At 61.3% G+C, this 11184-nt stretch carries 7 protein-coding genes; 1 reads left to right on the forward strand and 6 read right to left on the reverse strand.

Annotation, left to right across the window (positions count from 1 at the left end):
• Nucleotides 1–373: 373 nt before the first annotated feature.
• The 5 genes from NKI95_RS33370 to NKI95_RS33390 are packed head-to-tail and all read right to left on the reverse strand — an operon-like array spanning nt 374 to nt 5540.
• The gene (locus NKI95_RS33370) at nt 374–1174 is read right to left on the reverse strand and encodes a hypothetical protein (RefSeq protein WP_352722085.1); all 801 of its coding nucleotides are present in this window, start codon (nt 1172–1174) and stop codon (nt 374–376) included.
• Nucleotides 1171–1593, reverse strand: coding sequence for a hypothetical protein (locus NKI95_RS33375; protein ID WP_352693581.1), 423 nt, complete (start codon nt 1591–1593; stop codon nt 1171–1173). Before NKI95_RS33375 ends, NKI95_RS33370 begins: the two co-directional genes overlap by 4 nt.
• Complete coding sequence (locus NKI95_RS33380; protein ID WP_352722088.1) at nt 1590–2672, reverse strand: AAA family ATPase; 1083 nt, start codon at nt 2670–2672, stop codon at nt 1590–1592. Before NKI95_RS33380 ends, NKI95_RS33375 begins: the two co-directional genes overlap by 4 nt.
• A gap of 7 nt (nt 2673–2679) precedes the next feature.
• Nucleotides 2680–4725 (reverse strand): type IV secretory system conjugative DNA transfer family protein, encoded by a 2046-nt coding sequence (locus NKI95_RS33385; RefSeq protein WP_352722090.1) that lies wholly within the window; start codon nt 4723–4725, stop codon nt 2680–2682.
• A gap of 20 nt (nt 4726–4745) precedes the next feature.
• Nucleotides 4746–5540, reverse strand: a complete 795-nt coding sequence (locus NKI95_RS33390; protein WP_352722091.1) for a conjugal transfer protein TraD — start codon at nt 5538–5540, stop codon at nt 4746–4748.
• On the opposite strand from NKI95_RS33390, the gene NKI95_RS33395 reads away from it, so the two are divergent.
• Complete coding sequence (locus NKI95_RS33395; protein WP_352722093.1) at nt 5540–8980, forward strand: AAA family ATPase; 3441 nt, start codon at nt 5540–5542, stop codon at nt 8978–8980. The genes NKI95_RS33390 and NKI95_RS33395 overlap by 1 nt on opposite strands.
• 349 nt (nt 8981–9329) lie before the next feature.
• On the opposite strand, the gene NKI95_RS33400 is transcribed toward NKI95_RS33395, so the two are convergent.
• Entirely contained in the window at nt 9330–10358 is a 1029-nt protein-coding gene (locus NKI95_RS33400; protein WP_352722095.1) for an alpha/beta hydrolase family protein, read from the reverse strand.
• Nucleotides 10359–11184: the final 826 nt, after the last annotated feature.

Here is an 11184-nt window from a genome sequence, read left to right on the forward strand (position 1 = left end):
GGGCGCTCGGTGCTAAGGTCCCAAAAATCCCGGCCTTAGGAGCGGCCGCGCGGCGGGCTTTTCTCATGCAGAGTGGCTGGAGACCAATGTCTATCAGCCTCAGTGCGGCCGGTCGACAGCGAAACGGACGGGCGTCACGGAGAGAGTGGACGACGCTTTGAATTAGCGCCCAGGTGCAGCACTCGCCGCCGCCGATCATGGACGGATTCATTCGGCCCATCGTCGCCACCCCGTCGACGGCGACGACGGGCGCGGCAGTAGATTGTACCGACCGAAATCGCAGCACCTCGAGGAGGGGCAACAGCAAGGCCAAAATGTTTTCCGGTAACTCCTGGAGGCGGCGATCACCTGAGCAGGTTCTCGCCATGACCTTTTACGACCCCTGGTGCAGCAATTCGCCGCTGTCGATCATGCGCAGGTTCATATCGCCAGGCGTCTTGATGAGCAGTTGAGCGTTGAGAGCACGGAGGTCGCGCGGCTCGGTGCAGGCCAGCCAGGCGCGAAGCTTGTAGAGACCCGGCTGGAGATCGGCGCCAAAGATGAAGGAGACGCTTTTTTGCTCCCTGGCGGGCATCGGGATTTCGCCGTGCTGGGAGCCAATCGAGCGGTCTTCAAGCCAGAGCGAGGCAATGCAGCCGGCATTGACAAAGACGTTGGATCCGGTGGTGGCGCGGTATTCCACGGCGAGCTGCGTGCGGCCGGGCTCTGCAATCTTCAGCCAGCCCTGGAGTTCGACTGAGGTGAGGCCGGTGTAGAGCACACCGTTGCGCAACGGTTCACTGAGGGGAATGGCGCCGCCGATATAGACAAAGCTGCCGACGCTGTCGGCAGGGATATCTGGAAGATTGTCTTTTTTGGCCGGCGCGGCGCGGGCGATGGCGAGCGCGCCCCGCTGGTAACCTTGGCTTGCACCCCCTTCGGAGGAAGCCTGCTTCTTCGCGTCATCGTTGCCGGTGGCGGGCATGCTGTCGTTGCTCTTTGCCGACGCACCGCCCTGTCCGGTGATGCCGAGATGCTCGATCAGCGAATCGAGTTTCTGCTCGATGCGGTCCAACTGCTTCTGGGTTTCTGGCTGCCGGTCTTGCGCCAGTGCGAAGCCGGGGCCCTCAACGAAACTCAATGCTGCGATCCCAATCCCGAGCGCCAGCCCGCCCACACTTTTTCTTTGCATCATGGTGATGATCCTTCCATCGGCACGGTTCCAAAATTGTCGTGCGGCGCTGGCGCCACTTCTATCCCTTGTAGCGGCCGGCCTGGAGCGACAGCAGGCGTTTTCTCGTGCGCCGGCTCCAAGGTTGATCCAGGTGCGGGCGGTTCCGTCGTCTGCGACCCCGCGGCCGAAGACGCATTGCCCTGTTCGAAATTATCCTGATCCGTCGGCGGGGTGCTGGCGTTCTTTCCAGCGTCTGTGGGACGATCGTCGCGCTGGCCGGCGACATCCTGACCGATACTGACAGCCCGAAAGATCAAAGCCAGGACAGCGGCGATCGTGGCATAGCGGAACAGCAGATCGCGCCGGAACAGGGCGGGAACAAGTTTGAGCCAGCGTAGAAGTGTGGCTCGCACAGATGAGAAGAGCGTTTCAGCCGTCATGTGATTGACCCCTGCCGCTCGTATGTCGCCATCGCCGTCTCAATGTCTTCGGGCCCTATGGTCATGATGGCGTCGCGACCGGCATTTCCGACACCCTCACCCGCGAGGCGCATGGCCGGCGCCGCGCGCGTGCCTTCCCAAAGCGTGCGGATTGCGCGGGCATTGCCAAAATGGTCTCCACCTTCCGCCTCCATGCGGACGCAGGCAAGGTTGGCCTGGTCCTCGGCCGCGGCGTCGAGCACAAAGCCTTCGCGGTCGGCGAGGTTACGAAAAATCCCCGCCAGCTCTTCAGCCGAATAGTCCTCGAATATGATTGTCCTGGTGTATCGGGAGCGCAGGCCGGGATTTGAATCCAGGAAGCGGCGCATTTCGCCAGTGTAGCCGGCGGCGATGACACACAATCGATCCCGATGGTCCTCCATCAGCTTCAGCAGCGTGTCGATCGCCTCGCGGCCAAAATCGTTTTTTTGTCCCTCCGGCGCCAGCGCGTAGGCCTCATCGATGAACAGCACGCCATCGAGCGCTGCCTCGACGGCTTGCCGTGTCAGAATCGCGGTCTGGCCGACATAGCCGGCGACGAGCTGGCTGCGATCGGCCTCGACGACATGGCCGGATCTGAGGAGGCCAAGTGCGAAAAGAATCTCGCCCATGAGACGCGCCGCCGTGGTTTTCCCGGTCCCTGGATTGCCGAGGAAAATCAGATGCAGGCTTGGGGGGGCGGCGTTGATGCCGTGGCGCCGACGTTCCTGCTCGGCTTGCAACACGGCTACCAGTTTCCTGACCTCCGCCTTGACGGAGCGCCATCCGGTCATGGCGTCGAGTTCGGCCAGCACCTCATCGAGCGGCCGATGTTTTGACGTCCGGATGGGAAGAGCGGATTTGGTTTCAACGTCTCGCCGATCGTTCCCCTGCAAAAATTTCCGCGATGCCGGCAGGCCATATTTGTCGGCATGCGCCAGCCGCCAGCCCATGACGGTCATCGCGATGAGGAGGATAACGCCGGAATAGGCTTCCAGCAGCGCAAGCACGACGATCAGAACGGCAAGGCCAAGGATGATCGGGATCAGATCGCGCTGCATCTCTTGCTCAACCCGACTGGCTTTGGGGCGCGAAACGGTTGCGCTCGACGCGTGCGACCATTTCGGGCCGGCGAAAATAGATCGCGCGGCCGCAGCGCAGCGGTTGTCTGCCCTGGACGAAAACGAACTGCTCGTCCGCCCGGGCATCGGCGAGGATCTCGGAGACGGTAGCTAACCGCCGGCCGCGTTCCGATCTCTGCTCGGAGGCGCCGGTCGAGGCGGTGCCGATCTCGAGCGGCTTTGCGCTCTTGCCGCGGTTTTTTGTCTCGGAGCTCAGCACGACGCCATGTTCGCCCAGCGCTTCGGAGACAGCGCGAGCCTGGTCGAGCGAGCTGATCGCGGCGTATGATCGCCAGGAAGCGCTTTCGAACCAGGCGCTCTTGCCGCCATCGCCCCATTGTTCGCGCAGCTGGCCTTCGGACTGATAAAGCATGACCAGCGTGATGCCGTATTTGCGACCGGCATCGCGGGCGCGGGCGAGTGAGGTCATGTAGCCAAGACGGGCGACCTCATCGAGCAGGAAGACGACGCGTCCGCCTGGCAAGACGCCGTCGGCCTCATAGACGGCATTGAGCAGGGATCCGACAACGACACGAGCGAGCGCTGGCGTCGATTCCAGCACCTTCATCGGGATGTTGATAAAGAGGTCAAGCTTGCCGGAAACGAGATCAGCAGTGCGAAAACTGTTGCCCGACAGCAGTTTTGCGTAGGCGGGATTGGCGAGCCATTCGGTCTGCTCGCTCATATTGCCGTAAACACCGGAGAACGTCTCGGCCACCAGTCCCATCAATTGGCCGGCGAGATGGCGGGCGCGATGCGAGGAGGAGTGTTCAAAAATGCGGGCTAGCTCGTCCCGCATTTTTGCCTCCGGCAAGGCGAGCCGTTGCGCCAGAGTGACGAGATTGCGTTTGTCGTCGGACAGATTTTTGTCGAAGACGATGTCGGAAAGCAGGGTCTCGACGATGGCCTTGCCGCGGCCCTCGAAGAAGGCTTTGCCGGAGGTGCCGTGCGGCGCATCACGGGTGGCGGTGTGTTTCTCGCCGCAGATCCAGTCGACAACCGAGCGGATGTCGCCGTCGAAGAGGGGCGAATCTTTTGCCAGCCAGTCGAGCGCATTGAAGGCTCCGGTCCCCTTCATCGGGTCGATTGAGATGACACGCCGGCCCATCGCCGTGCGTGCGCCCGTCAGCATCGGCGCCAGCTCGGAGGAGGGATCGAGGGTGACAATCGACCCGCGCCAGGTGAGCAGTGTCGGCACGCAGACGGAGACGGTTTTGTAGGCGCCCGAACCGGCGAAGACGAGGCCGTGGGTGCCGCCCCAGGAGAGATCAAAGGTGAGTAAAGGCGACTTGCCACCCTTGCCCCATGTTTTTGGATCGCGCGGATCAAACTTTTGTCCGCGCCGGGCCGGCGCATCCTGATCGACGCGGTAGGCTTCGCCGATGACGACGCCGCCACGCGGATTGGCTGGCGACTTGGCCGAACCGCCGAACAGGTTTTGTGACTCGCGAATGTCCATCCAGTCGGCGTGGCCAAAGATATCAGAGGAGGCACGCTCAACCGGCTTGACGCTTTGGGCGTGCAGCGATTTTCCCATCAGCACCCTGACGCCGGCCGTGGTCGCGAGAAAGCCGACAACCCCGGCATAGAAGATGGTCGTGTCCGCTGCGTTCAAAATGGCGGACCAGGCATGGGCTGGCCGGTTGCCGAGCAGTCGTGTCGCTTCCGGCCAGACAGTGAAAACCGTTGCGGCGGCCATGCCCAACACGCCGGCGATGGCAGTGAGGGGCAGCACCATACCGGATCGGCGCATCAGGAGAGCCGCCGCCATTGTGATGGCCGGTCCGAGCAGCGCGATCGATGGCCATGCCGCGTAACCAAGTCTGTAGATTACTGATGCCGGCGACAGACCAGTCCGATACCATTCGAGCAAGGCGTCGCCCCACAGCGTGTGGGCATAGCGCCAGGCGGGATACCAGATGACGAGTGGCAAGATGGCGAAGGCTGCCTTGAACAGCGTCTTGACGAGATCGTACGACAGCCGACCGAACATCTTGTCCCCCGGCGTCAGCGCTATGAGCGTTCAGATTTTCGGCCGCGATCCGGCTCCCGATCGGGCTGCTCGGTGGAATGAATGCGCCGCACGCTGCCGTTCTGCTCGGCGGCAAGTGCGGCGACTGCGTCGTGATCGGCCAGCCCTTCCCAGTGCTGCATGACTTTGCTCCAGCGCAGGCCGGCGCCGCGCAGGCGAGTGGCGAAGGGGGTCGGCAGCGGAGCAGGGAAGGTGATGGTCAACGGTTCGTGCGTTGCGTCCTTGCCGACCGTTTCCCGATCGAGCGCGGTTTTGCCGGTCTTGATCCATTCGGTGAGTTGCGCCTTGTCGCGCACGCCCTCGGCCAGCGACAGCAGCCCGCCATAGAGGGCGGCTTCCTCGAGATCGATCAATCCGGCCCGTTCGATGAGGGTCCCGGCCTCGACGAGGCGGCGGGTGCGCTGCTTGCGCTCGTCCGCCTTGAGCCTAGCTTCCTGTTCGGCGAGTTTGGCCCGCTGCTGCTCCAGGCGGCTCATGCGTTCGGCAAGCGAGGTGCGGGCCATGGCGAGAATCTCCGTTTTTTCCCCGTCCGCCAAGCCCGAAGGGATTGTGCCAGCCGGCGCGAGGCTCTTCAACCCCCTTTTGTATATGCCGGAGGCTGCAACCAAGGTTCCTTGGCGTTTTCCGCAGTAAGCATCCGCCAGAGTGCCAACCGATTTTTGCAGCAGACGCAGTAAGCATCCGCCAGAGTGCCAACCGATTTTTGCAGCAGACGCAATATGCATTCTTCGAATGCTTGCTTGCGCTGGCGCGCGAGTGATGGCATCCTGCGGCAATGGCTATCGCTTTCGCCCGTGCCCGATACATCTCCCGATCCGACGGCGGCAGCGCGGTGCGCTCGGCCGCCTACAACGGCCGCGAGGCGATCAAGGCGCAGCGCACCGGGGAGGTGTTTTACTTCAAGCACCGCGAGGCGCCGGAGCATCACGAGGTGCTGTTGCCGGAAGGGGCGCCGTCAGAGCTGGCCTCGAGCGATGCGCTGTGGAATGCGGCCGAGGCCATGGAAAAACGCAAGGACGCGCAGCTGGCGCGCGAGCTCGTGCTGGCGCTGCCGGCCAATCAAGAGCTTGATCATGACGACCGGGTCGAGCTGGCGCGGTCGTTTGCGCAAGAACATTTTGTCTCAAAGGGGCTGGCGGTGCAGCTGGACGTTCATGCGCCGCATGGGGCGGAGAGCGAGGGCGAGCGGGCCAATTACCATGCGCATTTGTTGATCACGACGCGGCGTCTTGGGGAGGAAGGGTTTGCGGCAAAAAAAGCGCGTGATCTCGATCCCGTCATCAAGCGGGGCGGGGGCCGGGCGATCGTGGCGGAAGGCGAGGCGTGGGGCGCGCTGTGGCGCGATCATCAGAACCGCTATTTTGCCGAACAGGGGCTGTCGATCCGGGTGGATGCGACGAGCGCGGTGCCACAGGAACACATCGGACCGATCCGCATGCGCACGCCGGGTGCGGAGGCCAATGTGCGGGCCGAGCATATAAGGCGGGCGAACGAAGAAGCGGCGCGCGATCCGGAGCATGTGCTGGCTGTTCTGACGCGCAACCAGGCGAGTTTTTCCGAGTACGATCTCGATCGGCATCTGAAAAAACACATTCTCGATGAGAGCGAACGAGCGGATGTGAAGGGCAAAGTACTCGGCCGTGACGATGTGCTGGCGCTGCATGACCGGGAGACAGGCGAGAGTGTGGGTCGCTGGACAACGCGGGCGGTGCGCGACCAGGAGGTTTTGGCACTTGCTGATGGACGGCGCGTGGCCGGAGGGTCCCATCGCGATGTTGGGGCAAGGGCGCGCGAGCGGCTCGTGTCCGTGCAGGAACTGCGGCCGGATCAGTTGGCCGCGTTCGATCATGCGACGGGGTCCGGCGGGCTAAAAATAGTCCAAGGCCGGGCCGGGACGGGAAAGAGTTTTGCGCTTGGCTCCATCCGCGAGGCGCATGAAGCGGCCGGCTATCGCGTGGTCGGCCTCGCGCCGACCAATGCGGTGGCGCAGACCATGAAGGAGGACGGGTTAGCCAGAAGCTCGACCGTTCATGCCGAACTGTTCCGGCTGAAGAACGGCCGCGCGCAGTGGGACCGGCGCACTTTGGTCGTGGTCGACGAGGCGGCGATGATGGACGCCAAGGTGACCGGCGAAGTGTTGCGCGAAGCGCGGCTGTCGGGCGCCAAGGTTGTGCTGGCCGGGGACGACCGGCAGCTCGGCTCGATCGAGCGCGGCGGGCTGTTCACCGAGCTGAAGAAAGAGCACGGCTCGTCCGAGATAACCCAGGTGACACGCCAGAAGGTCGACTGGCAGAGAGAGGCGGCACGCGATCTGTCGGACGGTCGCTTCGAAGACGCGCTCCGGGCCTTCGCCCGAAATAAGGCGGTGGTATGGACGTCGAAGCAGGATGAATTGCGAGAAAAACTGGTCGAGCGATGGGCCAAGGATTCTGCTTCCAATCCGTCGGCATCGCGGTTCGTGTTTGCCTATACCAACAAGGATGTCGATGCGCTGAACAAGGATCTGCGCGCGGTCCGTCGCGAGCGTGGTGAGTTGGGTAAGGATTTTGTGTTTACGACCAAGCATGGCGAGGCCGCGTTCGCTGTCGGTGACCGGGTGCAGTTCACGGATACGCTGAAAGGCGCCGGCATCTACAATGGCAACGCCGGGACCATCACCGGCATCGACCGGAATTTTGGCCGCATCAGTGTCTCGCTTGATGCGGCGGCAGGCCGGAAAGGGCGAAAGGTCGAGTGGTCTGCGTCGGAGTTTTCTGGATTCCGGCACGGCTATGCCGGCACCATCTACAAGGGCCAGGGCAAGACGCTCGATCATACCTATCTCATGCACACGCATCACTGGCGTGCCGCCTCGAGCTATGTGGCGCTGACGCGGCAGCGTGAGAGCGCGACGATCTTCGTGGCGACGCAGACGGCGCGCGATTTGCGGCAGCTCGCCCGCCAGATCGGCCGCAACGAGATCAAGGCGGCGTCAGTGGCTTATGCAGCGCGCGATGAACTCAGCGCGGAACAACGGGGGAAGTTAGACGAGGGACGGGCGGCGGAGAACGCTCGGCCAGCGTTGCATGTTGGGCAAGCTCAGAATGGCCGGGAAAAGGAGGAGCAGCCGATGGCTTCAGTTGTCGAGGAGGCACGCGCGGGCATGCGTCAGGTAGATCCGCGCACACTGGAAATGCAGCCCGGCGCCATTGCCAACGACGCGGAGAGCCAGCGTCGGCTTGAGCATCGAGGCGCGACGCCTGAGCCCGTCGTGGCGCCGAAGTCAAAAAAGGCAGGAGACAGCGATCGTCGTGGGCCAGCCGATGATCGGGCCGTGGCAGGCAAGACCGAAACTCGGCAGTCTGTTCCAGATGCCAGAAATGAAGAGGGGTCGCCCAGCACCACAGCCGACCGGCCAGCGGACGTGAGGGTGCTGATAGTTGCATTCCAGGATGTGAATGCTGATGGCGTGCGCCGCGACAGCTTTGGGCGATCGATCGACGAACGGAGCATCGCCGTCGCTGTCAGTCGCGATGCAGATGTACAGCGCGAGCGCGACGCTCGCTCAATCTATCTGGAGACCGCCTATCGTGATCCGAAAGCGGCAACCCAGCGTCTCGATGACATCATCGCGCGAGACGGGCCGACAAGTGCTGCGCGACGTCTATCGGCGGACACCAGCTTGGTCGGCGAGCTGCGGGGCAGGGAAGGGTTCTTCGCCGGCGCCAGGGCGAGGGAAGAGCGGACCGAGGCTCAACAGGCCGCCGCCGCGATTGGCCCGAACATTGTCCGGACCGCCGAGTACGAGAACCGGGCAGCACAGGCCTATCGCAGTGATGTGGAAAAGCGGATGAGGGCTGATGCGGTGGAGGTAAGGGATGTTTCGGATCGGGCGAAAGCCGCGCTCGGAAAAATTGCAATGGCCAAGGATGATCGCGAGCGGGCCGAAACCTTCAAGATGGTGTCAGCCGATCAGGTGGTCAGTCGGGAGATCGCCACCTTCAGGAAATCGATTGAAGCCCGTTTCGGTGAAGACGGCGCACGCGAAATCGCTCGTGCGACAGCCTCGGGCAAATCGTTTGAACATCCATCCGTGCCGAAATCCGATCAGGTCAGGTTGGGCGAGGCCGCGGCTCTCTATTCCGCAGCCCGATCTGGTGAAGTCGCGTCCAGACAAGAGGCCGAAACTGAACGTCTTGCAGCGCGAGAGTCTCAGTCGACACGGCTGAAGCAGTAGGGAAGCGCCGGGGAAGGCCGGCTGTCGTTATCCCGTCGGCGTCGCAGGCCGCGGCGAATGACTACTCTTTAAGCAAGGTGGTCGTTCATTGTCACAAGTGGGCCCGGTACAGTTCAGAGCTGCAGATCCGCAATCGGCGAGTTGCCAAAGATGCTCTTGTACTCTCGGCTGAACTGCGAGGGGCTGAGGTCGCGCGATGCACCTTCAGGAGCCGGGCGACCTCGGCCGGCTTGATATCGTCGTTGATGAGCTGTCGCGCATGCGCGACCTGGTCGGGGGAGGGCAGGGGAGGGACCGAACCGCATCCCGCGCGCCCTGGCCGCGATCCGGCGCGGAGCCATCAAATAGCTCAAACTTCGCTAAAGTCGTAGCGAAACCCGCGAACCTCCCAAAGCTCTGACAGGGTCGGGGTTTCTTTCAAAAAACGAAGAACCTTCCGAGCCGCGATCAAATTGTAGGGGAACATTCCAATAGATGAGTGCCCACAATTCAGCCGCACGACCTCAGGTGGAAGATTGCACTTCGCCAGCAACTCAATGAGACGCTCAGAGCCTCCTGGGCGGGCAACCGTATCGTCCTTACCGAGCAAGAACATCAAATCCAGACGAGGACGTGTAAGGCCGAAAAGATGCTTCTCTAGATCGATGAGACCCCAAGCGGTTCTTAGTCCTTCCAGTGACATGGACGGTTCAATACGACCACGTAAGGCCGTCATGGTCTCCGCAGTCCAGACGAGATCAGCAGGGCTTCCCGGCGATACCATGAGAACCGCCTTATCAACCTTCTGCTCTTGGGCAGCAACGAGACCCGCAACAGTGCCACCCAAACACATCCCTACAACCGAGATTTTCTGATACCCCTGACTATAAAGCCAACGAACAATCTTACGGCCATCTAGGACAGCCTGTCTCATCGACTGGACGGTGCGCCCTAAATTCGCGTTGAAAAGCTTTTCCTCAGAATAGGCATTCGAAGCCCGCCCAAAATGATACGGAAGTGTAGCTTCAATAACCGTTATGCCCTTTCCAGCGAAGTATTTGGAAAATGCCGGATACCGGCTCCGAGCATACCAATGATGAAACACAACAAGCGCATGTTGTTTCAATCCACTGTCGGTAACAACGCATTCAAACGTGTTGTTCGCCTCGTCTTCAGTTGAAATATCAGATTGGAAGGTAACACTATCCGCTTCTTCCCTTAACGGAGCAGCCGGCAATATAGGCGCGAAAAACACCTCGCCTTTGGAAATTTCATTGAAGACCAATTCGTCAGAACCATCATGAAAAAATGGAATCAGCTTATCATGAATACGCCTCTGACGTTCTAATGATCTCAGGATGTGCTTACGATCATAACGGCGCGCTAGATAACGGAACATTTTCTCTCCTTTTTCTTTGCAGGTTGGAAACCTTTCATCATGAAACCAAAGCTGAAACCCCGCCGTACTTCATTCACCAGACAAAGGGGCGGCTGGACATCCCTCCACACTATTTACCGCCCGACAAAGGGTTGCTCGATGCACGTCGGAATGGGGCTGCCAGGTGCTCCTATGTCTATCCGGCGACTGGCAGGGTACCCCCTCGTGCCATCCGCCAATTTACAAGTTGATTGCGGCGATGGAAGCCCCGGGTTTTAACTGGCCATCTGTCCGCAAGCCAACTCAAGCGCCGCGAAATTTGAGAAGTATGAGGATTGTCCGTCTGGCTGGCAAGCGGTTGGCGCCAACTCCGACCGGCCCGGACTGGGTCAAGAACGGAGCATCTGGCGCATCTCATCCGATAGGCTCACGTTGCCCGTCGTTGTGAAAGACAGCGGCCTCGGCGGGTATCATGGAGACGGATCTGGACAGGTCCAAATCGAAATCGACGGTAAGGTGGTTGCAGCAACAATCCAGACCGCGGGGAACGATCGAGGGCAATCCCTTGGGAATGGCCCCACCTACTACACCATCCCTCGACCGGTGCGCGGAAATCCCTGGTTCATCGAGTATGATGACGCGAACGGCGTGCGCCAGAAAAGCTGGTTCAATCTCAACATGCCACGAGCCAGGCGATCACGCAGGACGAGGTACTATGGGGTCGTAATTCAGGGAGGTTTGTAATGTTCAAGGCGCTTCTCCGTAAGCGCGAATTTCCCCGCACCTTTTGCTGTTGAGTGCTCTGATGCATGAGGTGTCCACCAAAATAGGTGGACACCTTGTGATG

Source organism: Mesorhizobium sp. M0306 (assembly GCF_040321655.1).
Lineage (GTDB): Bacteria > Pseudomonadota > Alphaproteobacteria > Rhizobiales > Rhizobiaceae > Mesorhizobium.